This is a genomic window from Methanolobus zinderi (assembly GCF_013388255.1).
Taxonomy (GTDB): Archaea; Halobacteriota; Methanosarcinia; order Methanosarcinales; family Methanosarcinaceae; genus Methanolobus; species Methanolobus zinderi.
In genome coordinates, this window is record NZ_CP058215.1 from 2,456,540 (window position 1) to 2,479,803 (window position 23,264).

The following is a 23,264-nucleotide window of genomic DNA, read 5'->3' on the forward strand; positions in this document are numbered from 1 at the left end:
ATAAGGCTTGGCTTTACTGCCGGACTTCTATTGCTTCTTCAAGGGTCTGCACAAGCGAAGCTTTCTCAGCAGGCCCGAGGAATCTGGCAGTACTTCTGTCTGTGGTAGTCTGACCGTTAGGTTTCATGTAAACGTACTGTCCATCCTCTATATCCACAATGACAAAAGAGTCAGGAACATAGCCTGCCCCGAACCATGCAGCAAGCTCATTACCTCTTCTGTTATCAATATACAGCACACTGGCATCCTGTTGATACTCGGTTGCTATCTCATTCATTATAGGTTTCTGGGCAGCACAGGCAGAGCAACTCTCAGAACCCACTTCCACCATCACAGGTCCGCTGGCAAGGCTCTGATTTATCTCTTCAAAAGTGGTGACCTCTGTCATCTCAACACTTTCCTGTATTTCAACAGGAGCTGCTTCGGCCTCAACCGAGCTGTTTTCCCCCTGGCGCATCTCTACTGCAGGATCAAGAGCCTGCACAAGACTTTCTTTGTTGGTCAGGCCCACAAATCTTTCATTATTTCTGTCTGTTGTGGTCTGGCCGTCAGCTCCCATATAGACATACTGATCGCCTTCCCTATCCACAATTACAAAGGAATCTGGTACATATTCAATACCACCAAAGATCAGAGCTACAGGGGTGGCATCCCTGGTATCAACATACATAACACTTGCCTGACCTTCATATTCGGCTGCAATCTCGTCCATTATACCTTTCTGGGCAGCACAGGCAGAACAAGTCTCAGAGCCAACTTCCACAAGTACCGGGCCACTCTCGAGTGCCCGATCGATATCCTCAATGTCAGTCACTGCAACCATACCCGTGCCTTGCTGTGATGTGTTCGCATCCGAACCACTATTGTCGACACAACCGCTGAACAGGAGTATCAGGGCTACAATAAATATTGATCGCAAGATTATTTTGTTCATAATATTACCATGCTTTTCTTAATTATTATAGACTTCTTTTTACATGTATTTATGCATGGTTGTGGATACACCTTACAAAAGCTTTTATCAAAAAAATATTGATCAGGTATTCAGGGCAGCAATTTCCATTTCAGAAGAACTCCTTCTTCAATTTTTTCTGCTTCCATGAGATCAAGTTTTATTGTCTCCTCTTCGGTAAAACCCTCGCCATCGATCAAAGTGGGAGACGTGATTCCCCCCATCAACAGATTGCCCACAAATGTATATATCTCATCAACAAGGCCACTCGAGACCATACCCCAGTTAAGGGTGGCTCCTCCCTCGACCATCAGTCTTCGGACACCAATGTCCCTAATTTTGCTCATGGAGGCGACAAGGTCCACTTTGTCCCTACCTGCAACTATCACGGTTGCGATATCCCCAAGTTCTCTGACTTTAGAGGATGGTGCTGATTCGGAAACAATTACAATCCTTCTTCCCTTACCTTTCTTAAAAATATCGGCATCCGGAGATATTCTTGCTTTACTGTCAATAACAATTCTTATGGGGTTTTCCTCGAGTCCTGCCTGTTTACGTTCAGCCCGCCTTTTTTCCGATTTGACTGTCAGGCTGGGGTCATCTGCAAGTACAGTTCCGATACCCACCATAATAGCATCCGAACCTGCCCGAAGAGCATCCATTCTGTCAAAATCAATATCACCGGATATCCGTACCTGTTTTCTTTCCCTTGTGGATATCTTTCCGTCAGCGGACATCGCAGAATTGATAAATACAAAAGGTCTTCCCATGGTAATCACTCAAAATCAAAAAAGAAAAATATGAACCCAAAGGGGGGTTCCATATCAGTTGCCGTTAACGATTGCTTTCAGCAGATTACGGTCCTTCAACAGACCGAGGAAACGCTGATTTGCATTAACGATAGGGATCTGGTCAATACGATTGCGCTTCATTTTAAGCGCACATTCGCTGACACCGGATATATAAGCGGCTTTTACAAGGTCGCTGACCATTACATCCTTTGCGGGGATTGCAGGCACCTGGACCCTTGAAACACTGTAATAGATGCTCATGGTGTCTCTCATGGATTCCCATGTCCACTCATCGTCATCTGCTCCGTTTGACATATCTGACATTTCAACTGAATCCTCAATGACGCTTGCACTGATGACATCACGGTCAGTGATCATACCCACTACCTCAAGGTCACTGTCGATCACAGGGACAGCTTTTGACTTTGCAAGCTCCATTATCCTTGCCACAACATTCAGCGGAGTGTTTGTCCATACAGGTACTGAATTAGGATTCATGTACTGTCCAACATGATCGGGAATTTCCATTTCAGCAAGTACTGCCACGATATCCGCCACGGAAATAATTCCCCTGAGTTTACCGTCTTCAACAACCGGCAGTCTTCTGATACCATTATCAAGCAGTGTTTTGGCTGCAACGGTGATATCCACATTCGGATCGATGGTCAGTGGATTACGGGTCATCAATAAAGCCAGTTGTTCCTCTTCGGGATTTTTAAGCAGGTTAGCCCTGCTGACAATCCCTACAACTTTTCCGTCTTTAAGGACGGGCACACCGGATACCCTTTTCTCTTTGAGCAATGCGTGAACCTCATCCCTTGAACCGGGCAATGTCGCAAAAGCAACATCCGTTCTCATTATATCCATTACTTTAACATTCTTTGGCATCTTAAGCCTCCAATTATTCTTCGGAGGATTTACCACGTACTACAAGTACTGGCACCTTTGAATTTCTGATGACGTTCTCAGCAACGCTACCAAGTAAAAAGTGATCGAGTCCTCTTTTTCCAAGAGTTCCCATAACAACAAGGTCCATGTTCTGTTCCTCTGCGAACTGGACTATCTCAGGACCAGGGTGTCCTTCAAGGACTACAGATTCAAATGGTACAGACTCTTTTTCCGCCATTTCTCCAACTACACTGGTTGATTCCTTGGCTTCCTGTTCCAGGAGTTCGTACATCATTTCCCACCCCGCATCCATTGGTATCGAAGCAAAAGCAGCCGTGTCAACCACATATCCTGCATACAGTTTTGCCCCACATGTCTTTGCAAGCTCCAGTGCATGCTGGACTGCATTTTTATTTTGCTCGGATCCGTCAGTTGCAATAAAAATCTTCTTGTAGAGATCGCTTTTCATAATCCCTCTCCTATGTGATAATATGTGATAATACGGAATCAAAGGATTACAGATAGTATATCGTCAGGTCTCCCCCTTCGAACGATGCTGCTTACGGGGTTTTTTATTCCTGAGAGATTACTTGAATTTCCATTGAGGATCATCACTTTAGCTCTGTTCCCTTCCATAATAGGACCTATGTTACCAAGTCCTAATACTGCTGCACCCATAAGTGTACACATAATAAATACTTGTCTGTCCTCGAGACCAAAAACTTTAGATAGTAACTCCATTTCAGAGAACATGTTGACCGAGTTGAGCATTACATTGTCAGTTCCCACGGCAACATCAATCCCGGCCTTTAGCATTTCCCTTACAGGTGCCATTCCGACCCCGGTTATGAAATTGGACCGCGGACATACGACAACAGGTATATCCATATCAGCCACTTCTTTCAGGTCAGTATGGTCAGCCTGTGTAAGATGTATAAGAAGATCAGGATCCAGGGAAAGTGCTTTGTCAATATCATCCCTGCCATTTTCCCCTGCATGGATGGCAAAGGTCTTTTGATTGCTTTTTGTAAGCTGCTCTACGGTTCTAAGGATTCGCATATCCATGTCACTGGCTCCACTCATTCCGAGCCCGTCTGCGTCAAGCAGGATGCGCTCGACCTCCTGGCGCAGTTCCTGATTCTCAGTATGAATGTCCCTGGGTCTTGCAAGTATCCTGCTCGTCACCTCTGAGTCCTGAAGAGCCTCCTGAAGTGCAAGAACTCCATCAAGACCACCTTCTCTGAAGTCAGCAAAGGCACAAGTTCCCGTCCGGAGCATATCCGTAATAGAGCGCCTCATGCCTTCCACAAGCTCATCGTGCCCGGTACTTTCGAGTACCCTGTGTTTGAGGCCATGAGGAGGCTGTACCAGTGAACTCAAATCCCTCTCCACATAATAGTCCGCACATTTTCCAAGCGGAGGGTCCTTTACCACCGAGTCACCGATATGAGTATGGGCATTTACAAAACATGGTGCTATGATATTCTCTGACCTTGTCCTCTCTTCAGCAACTTCGGTAATGATACCGTCTTTTATGGCAATATATCCCTGAATAGGTTCCAGTTCAGGGCCGTAAAGGATTGTTCCGTGGACTGTCTGCTCGCTAACCATAGAATCATCTTTTAGCAGTAGATATTCTACCTTACTACTAATATTAGTTATTATACATGCTTTTCATAGCATCGACAGATATATAAACCAATTTCCTCTTTATGGAATTGCGTATTATTAGGTCCTTGCATGAGAAAATGGCAGAGCCTATCCGTGATTGTACAGACAACCTCAATACGCTACATCAGGATAGTGCGACACAAGCCTGTCACGAGGGAAACCGGAAGGGACAGCGGGAATCCCAGAGGATGAACTTCCGGAGTTAGTGCGTCAGGCGACAGCATTATCTCACTTATTCTTTATGTCTAAGTAATCATATACGGTTACGAGCGTTGTTATGTCTTTTGAGGATGCGTTAAAACAGGCTGAGAACGGTGTCATCATCCATGTGGAAGTAACACCGGGATCCAGAAACATATGCATTCCCAGCGGATACAATCCCTGGAGAAAGAGAATAGAGGTCAGGCTCTCGGAAAATGCCCGTAAGGGTAAGGCTAACGAGCAGTTGATCGAGAACATCGCAGCTCTTTTCGACCTGAAACCATCAGACGTTGCGATCAGCAGTGGACATAAAAGCACCAGGAAATCAGTTCTTGTAAAAGGTATTGATATTTCCAGGGTCATTTCCGTTCTCAAAGCCAGCCTTGAGGGAGCCGAATAACTGTTTTTACTACGATTTTTTTATACGATCTATAAAGATACTAATTAAAGAATACTTTCACCCCGCTCGGAGTCCCTTAATATATGCGGGAAGCCATTTTACAGACTGAGGTGAAACAGATGGATGAATATTTTGAAAATCTGGTAGATAGAGCAACTTACTATGAACAGTTCGAAGAATTCGTTCGTTATTACAAGTGATAGTATTCCGGCTTCTGCCGCAAATCCCTCCTGATTCCAAACGGTTTGCTTTCGTTGCGGCAGGGAGCCTACTTTCACTTGTTCTCCGTTTATTTCTTTCTTACCCGTATATAATTAAATCAAAATACGTAGCAACTTTTAAGGCCATTGTTTTTTTATTCTTAACCTGACAGAAATATAGGGATATAAAGTATATCTGAAATCAGAGAAGTTCAGGGAATTCATGTCCAGATATAAAAAAGACCGCAGATCTCTAAAAGCACCATTGCATGTCTATGAAAAAAGACTTGAGAATATCGAAGAGATCATTGATGAGCTTCTGCACCTGCCAGAGGATACAGTGATCATAGTCGAAGGTAAAAGAGATGTCAGAGCACTTAACAGGCTTGGTATAAAAGGACATTTTGAAATGGCAACCCATGGCTCAACTTCAAATCTCTGCGAGGATATTGCAAAAACAGGCAAAAATGTGATAATCCTGACAGACTGGGACCGTCGGGGGAACATGCTCATGTCCGATCTGACAAAGCATTTCCATTCCCTTGGTGTAAACCCCGATGTCAGGATACGTGAACGTCTGATAGCTATTGTCCAGAAAGAAATAAAAGATGTGGAAGGCCTTCCCACCTACGTCCTGAAATTAAGACATATAACAGGATATTCCACACTTTAAGACTAAATTCGTTAAGATCGATCAGAAAGTATCGTTATGATGTGGTTCCCACGTCCTTTCAAATTCAGGATAGAGTTCGGACTTATCCATCAGTTCGGTGTATACATCATGCCTCGGGCTGACTATAACCACATGGGCAGGTGGATGTATCTTCCTAAGCTTGCTTATTGCCGCACCTGCATTGTTGTCAAGTTCAACAAGAGCGGCTGAACTACATTTAGCCCTGAGCGGAACGCCGGCAACGCTTACAAGCAGGTTGTCAGCAAAGTTTGGTTCGATCCGTTTTGGTTTGGAGGCGAACCTCATGTGTCCATAATGTTCAAGGTCATGTAGTGCAACATTTACTTTATCCGGATTATCGCCCCGGATTACGGCAAAAGATTTTACTTCGATCCCCATTTTAATTTTATCCCCCTGTTTTTTTACTTGCTAGTTTATTTCAATCCTTTTTGTTTTTCTACCCTCTCCACGGCAGTATAGAAATACCAGCTTAAATCTTATTAAAACTTTGCGATATAATAAGCTTTTCTATTTTGATTCGTATAAAAATAATAAAAGGTAAATATTAATTAATCCCCAAGTTCCTTAGAACGGTTAGAAGATGCTATAACGGCATTCATAAAAGCAGCCCTCACACCGCTTTCTTCGAGCACATGAACACCCCTTATGGTCGTTCCTCCCGGGGAGGTGACCATATCCTTTAGTTCTCCGGGATGCGTACCGGTCTCAAGTGCAATCTTAGCGGCACCAAGTACGGTCTGTGCCGCAAGTACCAGTGCACTGTTCCTGTCAAGACCTTCAAATACAGCCCCATCGGCCATTGCCTCGATAACAGGAAAAATAAACGCAGGTCCGCTTCCAGAGAGTCCGGTCACTGCGTCCATAAGGTGTTCCGGCACGATCAAAGAGCTACCCACCAGTTCGAAGATCTCCAGTACATCATCAGCATCTTCTACGGATGCGTTTTTACCGGGCGATATTGCAGAAGCTGCTTCGGCTACTGTTGCGGCAATATTGGGCATCACCCGTACAACACGTGTATCCGGCTTGAGCTCTCTCTCAAGTGCTTCCAGTTTGACACCTGCTGCGATAGATACGACCAGTTTGTCAGAGCCGATCTCAGCTCTTATATTATGAAGAATGGATTTCAATATCTGTGGTTTTACGGCAAGGATGATAATATCAGAATTTTGTATTGTATCCAGATTATCCGTTGATACGTTGATTCCGAGATCATCGTGCAGCTCCTTAAGAGATGCTTCGAAAACATCACTTGCATATATGTCAGAAGCAGGAATGATCCCTGAAGCATGGATACCTCTTATTAAAGAACTTCCCATTTTTCCTGTTCCGATAAAACCAATTTTTTTTCCGTCCAAGCCCATTATAACCACTAGATCCTCTTGTCAATAAAAATAAAAATAAATCATTTCCTTTTGATCGTTACTATATCGCCGAGCGTAGTACCTTTGTTCAGGCGCTCTCCACTCCAGTCATCCTGGCTGGTCCTTTCCGTAAGCTTGATGTCCAGTTCCCTTTCCAGCTTTTTACGGACATCCTCTTCCGGTACGATATCTCCCCGTTCAAGCTTTTTGACCAGCGATGACTTCTCTTTTATCTTGTGAGCAAGTTCATCGTGTGTAAGCTGCTTTTTCTCCCTTGCTTCCTTGATGATAGAATCGTAATCAGGCACAAGTTCATCAGTAAAGGTCTCAAAACCTTTTGGTTTAGATTTTTTCCTCCGCTGGGCAGCAGGTGCTGTTGGTGCTATTTTTCGGGATACCGGTGTGCGTTTATCCACGTTTTTACCATATTGTGAACATCTTCCACAGACAGTGAGTTCACTACCGTCTATACTTACTTTAAAAGAAGGCCCCTTAATATCGGTGCCACATATTTCACATTGCATAGATCTCAACTCATACAAGCCAAATCTCGTCTTTACGAAAGGGCTATATACCCTTCGGGCTTAAATAATGTTCGGAGGCATATGAGCGAAACCACTGACAGTGATGTAAATAATCACGAAAGATACGATTTCACAGGCGTTAACAAGGCGGAATTCGGTTATGCCGGTGCAGGAAGCGAAGAGGATTTTTCAAAGTACCTTCTTGACCGCATGAGGCAACTCGAATCGCGCAACAGCATGCTAAAAGAACAATGCGATCAGATGGAATCTGAGAAGCGCTTTGTTGAAAGCCAGAAATTGAAATATGAAAGAGAGGTCAGAAGGCTTCAGTCTGAGATCGACCGTCTGAAGACCGTTCCATTGGTAGTTGCCACTATAATGGATGTGATCAGCAATGATAAGATCCTTGTGAGAAGCTCTACAGGTCCTCAGTTCATGGTCAATGTATCCCAATACATAGACGACGACAGCCTTGTACCCGGTACCAAGGTAGCTTTGAACCAGCAGACCCTGGCAATTGTCGATGTAATTCCTGCTACCGAAGATCCGACAGTCTCCGCAATGGAAGTTGTAGAGGCCCAGGATGTCGATTTCAATGATGTTGGTGGTCTTGACGAGCAGATACAGGAATTGATAGAATCTGTGGAACTGCCGCTCTTAAAGCCGGATTCATTTGCCCGTATAGGTATATCCCCGCCAAAAGGAGTATTACTGTACGGTGAGCCGGGAACCGGTAAGACGCTACTTGCAAAAGCCGTTGCCCACAGGACACAGGCTACCTTTGTAAGAGTAGTGGGTTCCGAATTGATACAGAAATATATCGGAGACGGTGCCAAGCTTGTAAGGGATCTGTTCGACATGGCCAGAAAGAAATCCCCGAGCATATTATTCATAGATGAACTTGATGCCATCGCATCAAGACGTCTGAATGACACAAACGGAGCTGACCGTGAGGTACAGAGAACTCTGATGCAATTGCTTGCAGAGATGGATGGTTTTGACAGCAGGGGAGAGATACGTATCATTGCAGCCACAAACAGGCTGGATGTACTGGATCCTGCAATCCTGAGACCGGGAAGGTTTGACAGGGTAGTTTACGTACCGATGCCTGATGAAGAGGCAAGGGCAAATATCCTGAAGATCCACTCACGCTACATGAACCTTGGAGAGGATGTTGATTTCAAAAAGCTTGCCCGTATGACCGAAACTGCAAGCGGAGCAGACCTGAATGCAATTGCAATGGAAGCAGGTATGCTTGCCGTCAGATTCGACAAGGAATCCATTGGAATGCAAGATTTCCTTGAATCCACCAGGAAAGTCATGTCAAAACTCGAAAGCAAACAGGAAGAATTACCAACAGGAATGTTCGGCTAATTCAGCCTCATTTTTTATTTTACGGGCTTCGATTGATCAGACCAGTAATTATCCTGTATCTGAGTGAAATCTCTGCCAATCGGTAAATTACTTCTGCAATCTTCTGTATAATTGCTTTTGTGAGCAGACGTTTTCATATCAAAGAAGAGATTCGCATACTGGGTATCGATGACTCTGCCCTGATAAGTGAAAAGATACTTGTTGTAGGGGCTTTTTTCAGGGGAGGGCTGTGGATGGACGGTGTAATGAGTTCCTACCTTACAAAGGACGGACTGGATGGTACGGATACTCTGATGGAAATGGTCAAAAGCAGTAAACATTATCCTCAGATCCGCATCATAATGCTGGATGGCATAACATATGGCGGATTCAATACCATAGACATAGTTCAACTATATGAGGAAACCGATATACCTGTAATAGTCCTGATGAGACAGCTTCCTGATTTTGAGATGATAGACAGGGCACTGTCATACCTCCCACATAAAGAAATGCGCAGTGAAATAATCAAAAAGGCAGGAAAAATAGTAAAGGTGAATACAGGAGATGTCAACAACCCGGTCTACATCCAGTGCAGCGGGATAGAAATGAAGGACGCTGCCACAATAGTCCGGATCAGCGCCACAAGAAGTAATATACCTGAGCCTCTGCGTGTGGCTCATCTAATTGCCACAGGGATCATTCTCGGTGAATCAAGAGGAAAAGCCTGAAGCATCATCATGCCTTGCATTCTTCCACAAGCTTTACTCCGTCCTGCATCAATGCTTCTGCTCTGTCCTGTGTCTTCGATTCTGCGAAAATGCGTATGATGGGCTCGGTTCCTGAAGGCCTCACGAGTACCCAGCCGTCACTATACCACACTTTAACCCCGTCAATGGTATCCACCTTATTTTCACTGCCTTCAAAAGACTGTTTCACTTTTTCCATGGTATCTTCAAGATCATCACATTTGATCTTTGTTTTGGAATTATAATATACAGGAACACTTGATGCAAGTTCGGAAAGTTTTTTTCCGTTCGCGATGATTTCCAGGAATTTCGCACAGGCCATGCCACCGTCACGACAGTACTGGTGTTCAGGGAAGATGAGCCCGCCATTGCCTTCACCACCGAACACAGCATCAATTTCCATCATCTTACGGGCAACGTTGATAGAACCCACTGCCGTCCATACAAGATCTACACCTGCATCTTCAGTAATATCCACCATCCTGGAAGAAGAGCTTACAGGCGTTACCACATGACCTTTTTTCCGCTCAAGTACATACTTTGCCATCATCGCAAGCAGCACGTCTTCCGGTATGAAATTGCCCTTTTCATCAATGAAAACCGCACGGTCAGCGTCGCCATCCTGGGCCACTCCCATAACGGCACCTGTTGTTTTCACAAGATCGATCAGCTCCACAAGAACATCAGGAGTTGGCTCGGGATTTCTCCAGGGGAACGTTCCATCCACCTGTGAATTGATAGTAATCACTTCGCAGCCGAGTTTCTGGAGAAGGAAAGGAAGAGTTACAGAGCCCGCTCCGCAACCGGTGTCCATTACCACTTTGAACCTTTTGTCACGAATACTTTTACTGTCAACTGAGTTTATTATTCCGTTAAGGTAGTACTCATTGGCATTGAGATCGGTTCTAAGATCTCCCGTCCTCTCCCATGATACGGCTGAGAATTCCCTGGAATAGTATATTTTCTCAACTTCCTTCTCCCCTTCCCTGGAGAATTCACTACCATCCGCAGCCACAAGTTTTACTCCGTTGTACTCACGGGGGTTATGCGAGGCAGTTATCACGATACCTGCGTCGGCATGATCCTTTACATAATATTGAATAGAAGGCGTGGGGACTATTCCCACATCTATAACTGTCAGTCCTGCAGACAGTGCACCTGCTATAGCAGCAGATTTGAGCATCTCTCCTGAAGCTCTCGTATCCCTGCCTATGGCCACCGTTCCCTTTGAACCCATATAGGTACCAACACTTCTGGCAACATCGATCACAAGCTGAGGATTAATGTATTCGTTTGCTATTCCCCTAACACCATTTGTTCCAAAAAACGCCATTTAAATATCACCCGTGTACAATAATCAGATATTATCTTAGAACTAAGACTTTATGCTATTCTTAATGTGATTATCTTAATAAGGCATTTTCCCATATTCAGTAATATGATGGAAAAAAAGATCACAGAGCTTGAAACTGCGATCAGGGATAAAGAAAGTGCCATTGTAGCCTTTTCGGGAGGAGTTGATAGTGCAACCCTGACATATCTGGCTCACAGGGTACTTGGAGACAGGGCAGTGGCCGTCACCGTCAAATTACACTCATTTCCGGACAGGGAGCTTGAGCATGCCAGAAATGTCGCCCGGGAGATAGGGATCAGACACCATGTCATATTCTTCAATGAACTGGAAATACCTTCAATAGCCAGCAACACTGCCCAAAGATGCTACCATTGCAAGAAAGAGATACTGCATCTGCTTGATGATGTCAGACAGGAATTCGGGTTCAATGTTATCATGGAAGGCAGTAACGCTTCAGACAGGAATGTCTACAGACCGGGAAGAAAAGCCATTCAGGAAAGCTCTGAGCCCGTTTACTCCCCTTATCTTGAACTCGATATTACAAAGGAAGAAATACGTGAGATTGCCAGAAGTGCAGGACTCTCTGTTGCCGGAAGACCTCCATCTCCCTGCCTTGCCTCAAGGTTTCCCTACGGAAATAAATTGACAGAAGATGCGATCAAAAGAGTTGAACTGGCAGAGAATTTCCTCTCGGATCTGGGGTTTGCGGAGCTGAGAGTTAGGGATCATAACGGAATAGCCCGTATCGAACTAAAACCCTTTGATTTCAGGGATATGCTCATGCACAGGAAAAATATCGTTTCTTACTTCAAAGACATTGGTTTTGATTATGTGACACTGGATCTGGAAGGATTCAGAAGTGGCAGTATGGATGAGATATTGTGAACCCGGATATATCCATTCGTGACGCAATGGAAGATGATCTCAAAGCCATAAAGATACTGATGTCAATATATTTCCTTGACATAGAGGAAATACCAGCGGACAATTTTGCAGTTGCAGAACTCGATGGGAGAATAATAGGTGCGTGTGCCCTTGTGTATGATATTTTTCCAGAGATCCATTCAATAGCTGTGCATCCCAGTTACCGTGGAAAAGGAATCGGCAAATCCCTTATACAATACCTATTACCAAGAGTCAGGGATGAGAGTTCTGTTTATGCCAGAACGACATCCCCTGGATTTTTTGAAAAGGCAGGGTTTGTGGAAACGGATCCTTTGAAAAAGACAGAAATATGGGAAGACTGTGCAGAATGCAACAGGTTAAATACATGTAATCAATCTGTCATGTGCCTTAAACTGGAATAAAAAAGAAAACGGTGAAATTATGCTGACCCTTGGAATAGTGAATACATATGATAAAATAAAGGTTCTTGATGCCCATTACAGGGCCATTGCAAGGGCTGCTCCCATATGCCATGCCTTCGGATTCTCTTTGGCTTTGTTTGATTTTCCCTTTAAGATGACAGCCGATGAACTCGTGGACTATGTGGCCGACAAGACCACCATCGGTGAATCCGGAAAATTCCTTCGCCTGCTGCATGAGAACAGGAAGCTCTTTGTATTCGACCTCCCAAAAAAAGGATTCCAGGCCCAGTTTGGCTCAGTTGTGGTCACATCCTCAAAACCCGAGGATAAAAATGCCATAAGCCCGGAAGAACTGGCTAATGAGATCATGAATAACAGATCATTCCTGCTGCTTGTGGGACTGGGGCACAAAGGTCTGCCAAAAAAACTCTTAGGAATGGCACCATATCATCTTGATATCACAGGGAATGGTATTTCCCTGGAAACTTGCACCGCCATCGGGTGTATTCCGGCATATCTCATGGGACTTGTGAATTCAAAGGCAGGTATCCAGGGGAAACCTAATTAAGATTTGATACCGAAAAATCCCGACATGCGTCTTAACGTCTTTTATTCAGGCGATTTCGGAAAAAAAGTGATTGGAAACCTCATAAACTCCGACAGATTCTGTGTGTCCTGTGGAGACCTGTGTGACCATTGCAGGGAATCCCGCAAAGGTTTTGCAGATATCATCACAGGAATATTCGAACTGAGAACCGATCTCCCGGACTTTGTGGAAGAGCCCATGGAATACATGCCGGAAAATATTCCTGATTGTGACCTGATACTTGCAATTGACCTCAATCCCGATCTTCTTATGGCAATACCCGAAATTGCTGAAAACTCCGGCGCAAAAGGTGTTATCATCCCGGTGGATGACTCAAGATTAACACCCGCAGGCCTGACCGAACAGGTGAAAAAAGAGCTGGAAGCAAAGGGTATTGAATGTGAATGTCCCAAGCCTTTCTGTTCACTGGACATTACAGGAAAAGACCCAATAGACGAATTTGTGAAACTTGGATTCGGAAAACCTCTTTTGAAAATCGAGCTGGATAAAAAGAATAATATTTTCACTCATACAGAAGTTCTCAGGGATGCACCATGTGGGTCCACGTGGTTTGTTGCAAAGAAACTCAAGTGGTCAGATGTTAAAGATTACAAGGAAACAATTTCCGGTGCTCATCATTCGTATCCATGTACTGCAAGCATGGAAAAGGACCCGCAGATTGGAGATACCATCCTCCATGAAGCAGGCTATATCATCAGGAAAAGTGTGGAAGATGCAATGGAAGAAGAGTAAATTAATAAGTGATAATTAAAAACAGCTAGTTAAAAAAAAATAAAATTTGGAAGAATATAGTGGAAATTTAAGATCCTGATAGGAAACAGGAACTCTGTATCTCCACTATATCTCAAAATGTTTCTTTTGGCTTTTATCCGTTCCCTACTGTAATAGTACCCTGATATGTATCTTCTCCGATCTGAACTGTGTATTCGTATACTCCGGCAGTTCTGAATAGACGACTGTACATGCTACCAGGTTCGATTGAGCCAGAATCGAATGAATCACCGCTTACAGTAGCAGTCTGGCTACCAGTGTTGGTCCATGTAATACCTTCATCCACAGGAGCACGGATGTTTTCAGGATTAATGCCAGATTCACTGATTGATACCTCGTCAGTATTCACAATTTCACCCTGAACAGTGGCCTGAGAATCCTCACTGGTATTCTCAGTTGCATTGTCTGAGGTTCCGTCCTCCATTGTTTCATTGGTCATGTTACCGGTTTCATTTTCCATGGCTGTGTCATCCGTAGTCGCATTCATGTCCCCGGTCGCATTCTCATCCATAGTGGCAGTGTCATTACATGTTACCCATGCGCTGTCGTCTCCCATCTCTCCGATATTGTCGAAATCTACTGCGATACTATATCCTTCGTCATTCGGAGGCAGCATACCATCCCATGAATCATCGAAGTAGATTGTTATCGGACCATTGGACATATTACTTTGATTGGACATGATCCTCGTGATCACGGCCCCTTCAGCCTGGTTCAATACCGTCCAGTTACCCTGACTATCGGTCACGTTTGTGATCATGTCCCCTGGTACGTTCAGGAGAATTGTATTGATCACGACATCCGGGAATGTTGCCATTGTCTGGTTGGTGATCTCTATTTCCGCAGTGTAAGGAGTGGTATCATTGTTGACCATGAGAGTTGCATTCAGGTCTCCCTGATATTCACTTTTGGACTCTTCCACATTGTTAAGGTAGCATGTGACATTATCTGTAACATTGTCAGTTACATTGTCCATACCAGCCGGAGGAGTTACTACTCCATCTTCACCTTCTTCCACTTCTTCACACATTCCGATAGTGATCCAGGCATTATCGTCTCCTGTCTCTCCGATGTTCCGGACGTCTGTTGCAATCACATAGCCTTCTTCATTCTCAGGCAGTGTGCCATTCCAGCTTTCATCGAAGTTTATGGATATCGGACCTGTTGCATTATCGGCTGCAGTTTCATTCACTGTGACCATTGTAGTGAAATCACCGAATGGATTGTCCATTAGTTCCTCTGTGGTTATCCTCGTAAGGAAGAAACCGAATGGATTCTCAGTATCAAGTGCAGTTACTTCCCACTCATTACCAGATGAATCAGTTACATTCGCTATCTGATCAGCCGGGACATTTAGCAGAAATGTATTCACAGTTGCATTAGGGAACGTTTCCATGGTATCATTCGTCAGGTTCATCTCAGCCATGTAAGGACTTGACCTTGTATCTATCAATAGTGTAGCATTAAGCTGACCATCATACTGGCTCTTTTCATCCTCTACTACGTTAAGATAGCACATTGTAAGGTTGCCTTCTGTAACGTTTCCATCAGTTACGTTACCATCGGTTACATTACCATCAGTTACGTTTCCATCAGTTACGTTTCCATCAGTTACGTTTCCATCAGTTACGTTTCCATCAGTTACGTTTCCATCAGTCACGTTTCCATCAGTCACGTTTCCATCAGTCACGTTACCATCTGTCATGTTGCCTTCGGTCACATTACCCGTAGCATCACCATCAGTAACAGTCACATTTGTGATGTTGTTGTATGCCCATACAGAGGAATCCTCACCCCAGCGAATATGGATTGCCAGGTCGACTTCTTCCGGACATTCATCGTATTCTACTGTGACACCTGTACTTCTTTCATTTGCTGCGCTTATCTCATAGTAAGCATCACCATTTTCAAACCTGTCAGAATATGGTCCTGGGAAAGGTGTCTCTGTAGAAACGTCCCACTCAATTGAAGAGTTGCTGTCTGTTATATTTTCAGATCCCGGCTTGACAAGTATTGATTTAATACCGGGGTTTGCATCTTCAAGACCACCATAGTCGCTTGCATCTGTAATGTTCAGCTGCCCATCAGTACATGTAACATTAAAGTCAATCATCACACCTTCGGGCAGTTCATCACTCAGCTCCCATTCACCGGTAACGTTGCTATCTGTCATATTTTCAGTCATGTTGTCACAATATCCGGTAATCCATGCACTCTCGTTGCCCATTTCTCCGATGTTCTGGACATCCTGGGCTACGATGTATTCTTCAGCATTTTCCGGCAGTGTACCATTCCAGGTACCATTCATGTAGATAGTTACCGGACCGGTTACGTTGGTTGCGTTCATACCAGGTTCAACTTCTGTTGCAAAGGTTCCGAAAGGATAAAGGTCTCCGAGTGCTTCCTCTGTTGTTGGTGGGATAAGTACTCCGTCTATTACATGTATTACACCATTGCTGGCCTCAACATCAGCAGTAGTTACTGTGGCATTGTTTACCATAATAGTGCCATTTTCTTCAGTTACATTGAGCACTTCTCCCTGAACCGTGGTCAGGTTGTCAGTCTCAGCAAGAGTAGTAGCGTTGTATTCTCCTTCAACTACGTGATAGGTCAGAACACCGGTTAATGCAGCTTCATCTTCAAGAAGCATATCAAGCGTATTTCCTGGCAGTCTGTCAAAGGACTTGTTTGTTGGTGCAAACACAGTGTATGGTCCCTCTCCGGCCAGTGTATCTGTAAGATTGGCTGCATCAAGGGCTATGACAAGTGTCTCGAGTGAGTCAGCACTCGCAGCTACCTCGGCGATTGTTACATTCTCGCCTCCAAGCTCAGCACTTACGTTATCGTCAGGTTCGTCATCAACATTATTTACAACCCACTCATTACCAGCTGAGTCTGTTGCATTCATGATCTGGTCAGCAGGAACATTCAGCATGAAACTGCCGAGTGCAGCATCCGGGAAGGTTTCCATAGTGTCATTGGTCAGATCCAGCTGTATCGCATAAGGAACAGTTTCGTTCTTGACCATCATGGAGGCATTGAGTTGACCATCATACTGACTCTTGTTATCTTCTACTATATTGAGATAGCAAGTTGTAGCGTTTGTGAAGTCAATGCCTTCAGTTACATTGCCATCGGTCATGTTACCATCTGTAACATTACCGTCAGTTACGTTACCATCAGTGACATTGCCGTCAGTAACATTTTCCTGCATGGATGGTGGGATTAATACTTCATCTATTACATGTATCACACCATTGCTGACCTCAATATCAGCATTAGTTACCGTTGCATTATTGACCATTACCTCGCCGTTTTCAACAGATATGCTAAGGTTCTCGCCCTGAACGGTTGTCAGATTATCTAATTCGACAAGTGCACTGGAGTTATATTCTCCTTCAGCCACATGGTAAGTCAGAACGCTGGTCAATGCTTCCTGATCTTCAAGAAGTGACTCTACAGTACCTTCAGGAAGCTTATCAAAAGCATCGTCAGTTGGTGCAAAGACCGTAAATGGACCTTCTCCATCCAGTGTCTCAACAAGACCAGCTGTTTCCAGAGCTGTTAATAGTGTGGAGAAAGATTCGTCACTCGCAACAGTTCCGGCTATGGTGATATTTCCATCAGTAGCATTTCCATCAGTAGCATTTCCTTCCGTCATATTTCCGTCGGATACATTACCGTCAGTTACGTTGTCATCAGTAGCATTGTCCATTGTTTCGTTAGCCGAATCAGGTTCAGTTACTACAGCACCGTTACCGACATTTATAGTACCATCGTAGGAATCATCTCCAACCTGAACTGTGTATTCGTATACTCCGGCAGTTCTGAAGAGACGACTGTACATGTTACCAGGTTCGATTGATCCTGAATCGAAGGAACCATCGCTTACAGTAGCACTCTGGTTAGCATCATTGGTCCATGTAACACCTTCATCCACAGGAACACGAATATTGGCGGGGTCAATACCTGAGTCGGTTATTAAGACCTCATCAGTAGCTACAATGTCTCCATTTGTTGTTCCATCATCAGTTACATTGTCATCAGTAGTTTCACCGTCAGTTACATTTCCGTCGGTCACATTTCCATCTGTCATGTTACCTTCGGTGACGTTTTCGTCTGTGACATTATCATCTGTTACATTATCAGCTGCTCCCTCTTCTGTAACAATTCCAGTTTCTTCACAGAATCCCAGGGTCACCCATGCTGTATCTTCATTGTTCTCTCCAATGTTTTCAATATTCACAGCTAACGGGTTTCCTTCATCATTTGCAGGCAATGTCCCGTCCCATGTGTCTTCAAAGGTTACTACTACAGGAGGGGTGACATTTGAATCCGGTGCACTTGCCTCAGCCTGGAAAGTGCCCAGTGGATTATTTTCGTCTGCCTCCATTATTTCCCACTCGTTACCTGCCGAGTCGCTAACATTTGCGATCTGATCCGCAGGTACATTAAGTACTACACCTGTTACCTGTGAATCAGGGAAGAATAACATTGTGTCGTCTGTAAGTTCCATTGAAGCAGTATAAGGAGTAGATTCATTGTTTACTATCATACTCACATTCAGATATCCCTCATACTGGTTCTTATCATCCTGCACGTCATTAAGATAACAATCCGCACTCGCAAGCCCGGTTAAAAGGACAGCAAGAGCTAACGTTATCAAAAATATTCTTTGTTTCATATCGTACCACCTACTTATATTGTAGTCACTGTACGTTGTCTTTTTGCTGATATATGCGCTTTGTGAAACAATAATACATAATTCTGATAGTGATAAAAAATGTTAGTATATTAGTATAGTTACTTATGTCTTTAAAATTTTAAATGTTAAAATAATAAATAAATTTAAAACTTAAAGAACATAGATACATTATGGAAATTCGAACAAAGAATAGCATTAATACGAAGTATTAATTCAACTCTAATAAACTAAAATTACAAAACAAGAAAATTCGGTATTAGAATACAGAATTAATAAATGAATGAAATATAAAATAAAATTAAAAAGAAATGAACTTAAAAGTTCACTCTTTTCTGCGCTGGAACAGGAATGCCAGACCAAGTATTGCAGCTATTGGAAGTGCAACTGTCGGGAATTCTGGAATTTCTTCCTGAGGTTCGCCCGGATCATCTTCTTCGCCGAAACAGAAAGTCACATGGCTTATTTCTTTTTCATCATATGCATAGAGACCAGTATCTTCATAGGTGCCTTCAGGATAATAATAAACGTTAGCACCTGTTCCAGCCTTCACGATGACTGCACAAACCGGATATTCTGTTGATTCAGTGATATTGATATTTTCGCCATCATAAGTACCGTTCATATCACTATCTCCCCAATAGTTTGCATTTCCCCATTCATCTATCTTATAAGAATAGTAGTCACATGCACCAGCTTCCTCACATTCAAATTCCGCATCGCCGGATTGCCAATTATCGAAAAGCTCTGGAGCTACACTTGCCGCGTTTGCCAGTGACATAGCAGCTACTAGCATTACCATAGTTAGTATCACAATTCTTTTCATAACGTACCACCTCTCCTATATCCTAAACATTAATATGGACTATATTTTTGGAGTATAGTTATGTAACAATATTACCTTCAATAGTTATAACATTAACTAAAAGATTTAGAAGTCATTATTATCATAATGATGATATAGCGCCTAGACTTCATACAACTAAACAATACAGAAGTGCTGCATACTTGCTGCCCAACATCCTTTCAGAGCTTTCGCTAACTTCTCCAGAAAATTATAGTTCAAAAACAAGTCCCTGCCTTCAAAAATAACAACAGGGACGTGTAAAAAGTAATTCAGAGCTGGCACACAGGACTCTTGCGCAACCAGTCGATATCTGACTGGTAAAGCAGACGCAGGTCCTTAAGACCCAGTTTGAGCATTGCAAGACGGCTTACACCAAGACCCCATGCAAGCACGGGATATTTAATTCCCAGAGGGTCTGTTACTTCTTTCCTGAATACACCGGCGCCTCCAAGCTCAACCCATCCAAGGCCATCAACATATACTTCGGGTTCCACGCTTGGCTCTGTGTACGGGAAATATCCCGGCCTGAAACGTACGTCCTCAAATCCCATCCTGTGATAGAACTCCTTCAGGCAGCCCAGCAGGTTGGCAAAGGACATATCCTTATCCATGACAACACCTTCCAGTTGTTCGAATTCAGGAGTGTGTGTGGGATCAATCGTTTCCCTGCGGTACGCCCTGTCAATGGAGAAAGCCTTGACCGGAGGTTCGGGGTTATCTGCAAGATATTTAATGGTGAGTGCTGTGGTATGGGTTCTCAGCACATTCTTACAGGCTATCTCCTCACTCCATTTACCTCCCCAACCGGTGGACTCGGTATCTCCACCGTGCTCGTGCATGGCACAAACTTGATCCTTGTATTCAGGCGGAAGTTCCGACCTGCTGGACAGGTGGAAAGTATCCTGCATCTCTCTTGCCGGGTGGTCCTGTGGCTGGAACAGTGAATCGAAGTTCCAGAAGGAACTCTGTACAATCTCACCTTTAATCTCGGTGAAACCCATGTCAAGGAAGATACGCCTCATCTGGTCGATCAGGCGCTGGTAAGGATGAACCTTGGCCCCGTAGATCTGACGTGGGGGAGTCTGGATATTGTATGCTCTGAATTTTTTGTTCTTCCACTGGCCACTCTTGAGCATCTCGGATGTGATCTGTGCGATCTCTTCCTCTACTTCGATTCCCGCTGCAACAAGTTCGCTCCCCTCGCTAGTTATGCTCACAGACCTGTGCTTGTCCTCGTTCTTAGTTACGAGTTTGCGCTTGAGCATGTCCTTCATAAGAGCCGGGCTGGCATCAAGCTCTTCCAGGGTTCTTTCCTGTCCCCCGAACTTATCCAGGACCTTTTCATCATCACCGGAATCAGCATTTCCTGTCGGTACTATCATTCCCTTCTCAATCGTAGCCCAGGCTTTGCGGCGCAGCCATCCTGTAGCTATGCCGACTACGGCAGGATTGAACTTATCCTTAAGTTCATCCATGGATACTGGCCCGGAGATGGAATTGATGATCTGCCTTTCGGGAAGGCCTTCATCTGCATACTTTTTACCTTCGTCAGTCAGTCCATATGTCTCGATGACCTTTTCATCAACCCTTGCAAGCCCGTTCTCATCAAGCAAAAATGCAGCCTGCATGGCAGTTTCCACTTTCATTCCTGCCTTTTGTGCAAGTTCATCAGGATTTGCATTTTTCAGTTCTTCCAGTGCTAACAGCACGTTTTTCTCATTGGGTGTGAGATTATAATCTGAAGCCATATATTACACCTTGATAATCTATAGTCCGTATTCGTCGAGCCTGTCCTTTGCCACTTCACGCAGTTCCTGATGCTCTTTCAGGAACTTCTCCATTTTTTCCGCTGCAAGAGCCTTGCAGTTTCCACATACCTTCTGTCCGCTGACACAGTCATTATAGATCTGTGCCAGTTCCTCATCATCTTCAACAAGATTGAATAACAGTAATTCGTAAACCGAACATTTGTCTGGCTCACCGCCAAGCTTTTTCTGTTCCTCAAGTGTTATCCTGCCACCGGTCTTTGCCCTTTTGACCTTCTTTGCAGCTCCCTTGGGGTCCTCGGTGAGCGATATATAACTGTCAGGAACACTGCTTGACATCTTTCCACCCTGCAGTCCCGACATGAAACGGTGATATGTGGAAGACGGTGGCACAAACGCATATCCTCCAAATTCGAGCTCTACAGCCCTGACAGTCTTCAAGAGTTCCTCGAAGTTGTCGAAATCCAGTACATCAACATGACCCTCGAACAGTTTTGTAGTTCCGGGGATGCGTTCAGCCAGCTCCTTCAGGGTATCTTCCGGTGCTGATTTGCTTCTGATACTGAAATAGTGCCTGCCTTTCTTATCCTCACGTCCCTCGATCTTGAACATGTTCATCTTGTGACCGAGTCCTCTGGTCAGGCGTATGTGAGGATCCTGGTCTGCACCTACGGGAATCACCGTAGGCTTCGGCCCTCCGAATTCATCAAGCTGAGGATGTAATATGTCTGCACTCTGTGTGACGGCACTTAACATATGGGATACGCTTGTCTCACCTGTGAAGCCATAGATGGCACTCAGTTCCGAAAAATTGGCCTTTGAACCAAGTTCGAAAGCAAGGTCCTTGACCTGTTCCGAGTCAGACTGGAAGTAAATATGTCCTTCCGGTTCAAAGCCCAGAGCAATAAGACTTGTAATATACTCGTTAACGCCTATGTCCCTGCATCTTTCCCATGAAAAACCCCTTACCGAGTGTGCCTCCCTGTCGGCAATACCCACAAAAGCATCGGCTCCCTGCTGCTGGTGCCATATGATCTCCTCCATTACCATCTTATGACCGAGGTGTATCTTTCCGGATGGCATAAAACCGCTCATCACCGAAAAAGGCTTTCCGTTATTCATGGCATCGCTTATCAGATCATATCCCCTGTGGCCGAAGATGATCTTCCTGCGCATGTATCTGTGGGGATCTTTGATCTCAGGAAGCAATTGATCAAAGGGCAAAATCCCGAATTCCTCGAATAGTTTGGAATAATCATCGATGCTCAATGCACTCCATGGGTCGATCTTCATATTCATATAGGGCCTCTTGTATGATGGGATGTTCGGGTAGAACATGTCTTTTTTCTGTCAATGAAATTGTTAGTAAGAACACGTGGTGATATGTAAAGGTTATTATTGGACCTAAATGGAGGATAAAGATATACCATGCAAACAAGTACACACCACTTAGTAAATATATGAATATGAAACCAACATATTTTTCTATGCATTAAAGCAATTCTAAAAGCAAATAGTTAAAATTCCAATGACACGTGTGGCGGAGATAATAATGGATATTACAATATTTCATTTTGGAATTGTATTCTTTGGCTTTATGACAATATACAACATAAGTTCAGCCCGCAGGTACAATGAAAGTTATTTTCCTGCCATAATTGGAGCCCTGATGTTTATATCAACGCTATTGATACTGCTATTACCACGACAATATGGTTCTGTGGCTTTCCTGTTCACAGCACTATTCACTATTGTAAACCGCAAAAAGATACAGAAAAACCATGATAAGAGAATTGAAAAGTTCATAAAAGATGACAATGATAATGAACCGCTGAATATCACAGATTTTTTCACAGGATGGAAACTACTCCACCGTTTGAATCATAAGTACGGTCCGAAAAAAGCCTCACTTATCATATCAATCTGGGTTGCTTTACCCGTGTTCCTGATGTTCCTGATAGCATCCTATATCTGGCCGGGTTTCTGGCTCGACATATTCTCAGGCAAGTATTATCTAATGGGCATAATTGCAGGTATAGTAATAATAGGATACTATCGCCAGAACAAAAAACTGCTTGAAAAGCTGGATTCTGAAAAAGGAACAGAATGAGAATATTCTGTAG

At 43.9% G+C, this 23,264-nt stretch carries 23 protein-coding genes; 10 read left to right on the forward strand and 13 right to left on the reverse strand.

Annotated features, from left to right (window positions below; genetic code table 11):
• Nucleotides 1–13: 13 nt before the first annotated feature.
• The 5 genes from HWN40_RS12125 to HWN40_RS12145 all read right to left on the reverse strand — a co-directional run bounded on the left by HWN40_RS12125 (nt 14) and on the right by HWN40_RS12145 (nt 4,242).
• Nucleotides 14–934: a thioredoxin family protein gene (locus tag HWN40_RS12125; RefSeq protein ID WP_176965979.1), complete on the reverse strand. Its 921-nt coding sequence runs from the start codon at nt 932–934 to the stop codon at nt 14–16.
• A gap of 110 nt (nt 935–1,044) precedes the next feature.
• On the reverse strand, nt 1,045–1,722 hold the full coding sequence (locus tag HWN40_RS12130; protein WP_176965980.1) for a 2,5-diamino-6-(ribosylamino)-4(3H)-pyrimidinone 5'-phosphate reductase: 678 nt from the start codon (nt 1,720–1,722) through the stop codon (nt 1,045–1,047).
• A gap of 54 nt (nt 1,723–1,776) precedes the next feature.
• Nucleotides 1,777–2,631: a CBS domain-containing protein gene (locus tag HWN40_RS12135; protein WP_176965981.1), complete on the reverse strand. Its 855-nt coding sequence runs from the start codon at nt 2,629–2,631 to the stop codon at nt 1,777–1,779.
• 13 nt (nt 2,632–2,644) lie between these two features.
• Entirely contained in the window at nt 2,645–3,100 is a 456-nt protein-coding gene (locus HWN40_RS12140) for a universal stress protein (RefSeq protein ID WP_176965982.1), read from the reverse strand.
• Nucleotides 3,101–3,138: 38 nt separating this feature from the next.
• Complete coding sequence (locus HWN40_RS12145; RefSeq protein WP_176965983.1) at nt 3,139–4,242, reverse strand: amidohydrolase family protein; 1,104 nt, start codon at nt 4,240–4,242, stop codon at nt 3,139–3,141.
• A gap of 129 nt (nt 4,243–4,371) precedes the next feature.
• Here HWN40_RS12145 and HWN40_RS13675 point away from each other — a divergent pair, with 129 nt between their 5' ends.
• The 3 genes from HWN40_RS13675 to HWN40_RS12155 all read left to right on the forward strand — a co-directional run bounded on the left by HWN40_RS13675 (nt 4,372) and on the right by HWN40_RS12155 (nt 5,776).
• A complete protein-coding gene (locus tag HWN40_RS13675; protein WP_281361344.1) occupies nt 4,372–4,494 on the forward strand; it encodes a hypothetical protein in 123 nt (40 codons plus the stop codon).
• Between the two features lie 85 nt (nt 4,495–4,579).
• Nucleotides 4,580–4,903 (forward strand): DUF167 domain-containing protein, encoded by a 324-nt coding sequence (locus HWN40_RS12150; RefSeq protein ID WP_176965984.1) that lies wholly within the window; start codon nt 4,580–4,582, stop codon nt 4,901–4,903.
• Between the two features lie 423 nt (nt 4,904–5,326).
• A complete protein-coding gene (locus HWN40_RS12155) occupies nt 5,327–5,776 on the forward strand; it encodes a toprim domain-containing protein (protein WP_176965985.1) in 450 nt (149 codons plus the stop codon).
• A gap of 21 nt (nt 5,777–5,797) precedes the next feature.
• Here HWN40_RS12155 and HWN40_RS12160 read toward each other — a convergent pair whose 3' ends face one another.
• The 3 genes from HWN40_RS12160 to HWN40_RS12170 form a co-directional block, all read right to left on the reverse strand.
• Nucleotides 5,798–6,175 carry a DUF356 domain-containing protein gene (locus HWN40_RS12160; protein WP_176965986.1) on the reverse strand — a complete coding sequence of 126 codons (378 nt, stop codon included), beginning with the start codon at nt 6,173–6,175 and terminating at the stop codon, nt 5,798–5,800.
• A gap of 170 nt (nt 6,176–6,345) precedes the next feature.
• Nucleotides 6,346–7,161 carry a pyrroline-5-carboxylate reductase gene (gene proC, locus HWN40_RS12165; RefSeq protein ID WP_176965987.1) on the reverse strand — a complete coding sequence of 272 codons (816 nt, stop codon included), beginning with the start codon at nt 7,159–7,161 and terminating at the stop codon, nt 6,346–6,348.
• A gap of 41 nt (nt 7,162–7,202) precedes the next feature.
• Entirely contained in the window at nt 7,203–7,685 is a 483-nt protein-coding gene (locus HWN40_RS12170) for a multiprotein bridging factor aMBF1 (RefSeq protein ID WP_176965988.1), read from the reverse strand.
• A gap of 81 nt (nt 7,686–7,766) precedes the next feature.
• Here HWN40_RS12170 and HWN40_RS12175 point away from each other — a divergent pair, with 81 nt between their 5' ends.
• Both HWN40_RS12175 and HWN40_RS12180 read left to right on the forward strand, forming a co-directional pair.
• Nucleotides 7,767–9,059, forward strand: a complete 1,293-nt coding sequence (locus HWN40_RS12175; RefSeq protein WP_176965989.1) for a proteasome-activating nucleotidase — start codon at nt 7,767–7,769, stop codon at nt 9,057–9,059.
• A gap of 119 nt (nt 9,060–9,178) precedes the next feature.
• A complete protein-coding gene (locus HWN40_RS12180) occupies nt 9,179–9,769 on the forward strand; it encodes an endonuclease dU (RefSeq protein WP_176965990.1) in 591 nt (196 codons plus the stop codon).
• 7 nt (nt 9,770–9,776) lie between these two features.
• Here the strand turns inward: HWN40_RS12180 and glmM are convergent, their stop codons facing one another.
• Nucleotides 9,777–11,120 (reverse strand): phosphoglucosamine mutase, encoded by a 1,344-nt coding sequence (glmM, locus tag HWN40_RS12185; protein ID WP_176965991.1) that lies wholly within the window; start codon nt 11,118–11,120, stop codon nt 9,777–9,779.
• Between the two features lie 105 nt (nt 11,121–11,225).
• Here glmM and larE point away from each other — a divergent pair, with 105 nt between their 5' ends.
• Genes larE through HWN40_RS12205 form a run of 4 tightly spaced genes read left to right on the forward strand, consistent with a single transcriptional unit; the run spans nt 11,226 to nt 13,787 of the window.
• Entirely contained in the window at nt 11,226–12,026 is an 801-nt protein-coding gene (larE, locus tag HWN40_RS12190; RefSeq protein WP_176965992.1) for an ATP-dependent sacrificial sulfur transferase LarE, read from the forward strand.
• On the forward strand, nt 12,023–12,448 hold the full coding sequence (locus HWN40_RS12195) for a GNAT family N-acetyltransferase (protein WP_176965993.1): 426 nt from the start codon (nt 12,023–12,025) through the stop codon (nt 12,446–12,448). The genes larE and HWN40_RS12195 overlap by 4 nt, the downstream gene beginning before the upstream one ends.
• A 19-nt stretch (nt 12,449–12,467) precedes the next feature.
• Entirely contained in the window at nt 12,468–13,016 is a 549-nt protein-coding gene (locus tag HWN40_RS12200; protein ID WP_176965994.1) for a DUF531 domain-containing protein, read from the forward strand.
• 24 nt (nt 13,017–13,040) lie between these two features.
• Nucleotides 13,041–13,787 carry a DUF166 domain-containing protein gene (locus HWN40_RS12205; RefSeq protein WP_176966411.1) on the forward strand — a complete coding sequence of 249 codons (747 nt, stop codon included), beginning with the start codon at nt 13,041–13,043 and terminating at the stop codon, nt 13,785–13,787.
• A 133-nt stretch (nt 13,788–13,920) separates the two neighbouring features.
• Here the strand turns inward: HWN40_RS12205 and HWN40_RS12210 are convergent, their stop codons facing one another.
• From HWN40_RS12210 to HWN40_RS12225, 4 genes are all read right to left on the reverse strand, one after another.
• A complete protein-coding gene (locus HWN40_RS12210; RefSeq protein ID WP_176965995.1) occupies nt 13,921–18,510 on the reverse strand; it encodes a fasciclin domain-containing protein in 4,590 nt (1,529 codons plus the stop codon).
• Between the two features lie 343 nt (nt 18,511–18,853).
• Nucleotides 18,854–19,354, reverse strand: a complete 501-nt coding sequence (locus HWN40_RS13590; RefSeq protein ID WP_246275915.1) for a PEF-CTERM sorting domain-containing protein — start codon at nt 19,352–19,354, stop codon at nt 18,854–18,856.
• A gap of 290 nt (nt 19,355–19,644) precedes the next feature.
• Nucleotides 19,645–21,123 carry a phenylalanine--tRNA ligase subunit alpha gene (pheS, locus tag HWN40_RS12220; protein WP_176965996.1) on the reverse strand — a complete coding sequence of 493 codons (1,479 nt, stop codon included), beginning with the start codon at nt 21,121–21,123 and terminating at the stop codon, nt 19,645–19,647.
• 18 nt (nt 21,124–21,141) lie between these two features.
• A complete protein-coding gene (locus HWN40_RS12225) occupies nt 21,142–22,440 on the reverse strand; it encodes a tryptophan--tRNA ligase (protein WP_176965997.1) in 1,299 nt (432 codons plus the stop codon).
• Between the two features lie 253 nt (nt 22,441–22,693).
• Here HWN40_RS12225 and HWN40_RS12230 point away from each other — a divergent pair, with 253 nt between their 5' ends.
• Complete coding sequence (locus HWN40_RS12230; RefSeq protein ID WP_176965998.1) at nt 22,694–23,251, forward strand: hypothetical protein; 558 nt, start codon at nt 22,694–22,696, stop codon at nt 23,249–23,251.
• Nucleotides 23,252–23,264 lie beyond the last annotated feature (13 nt).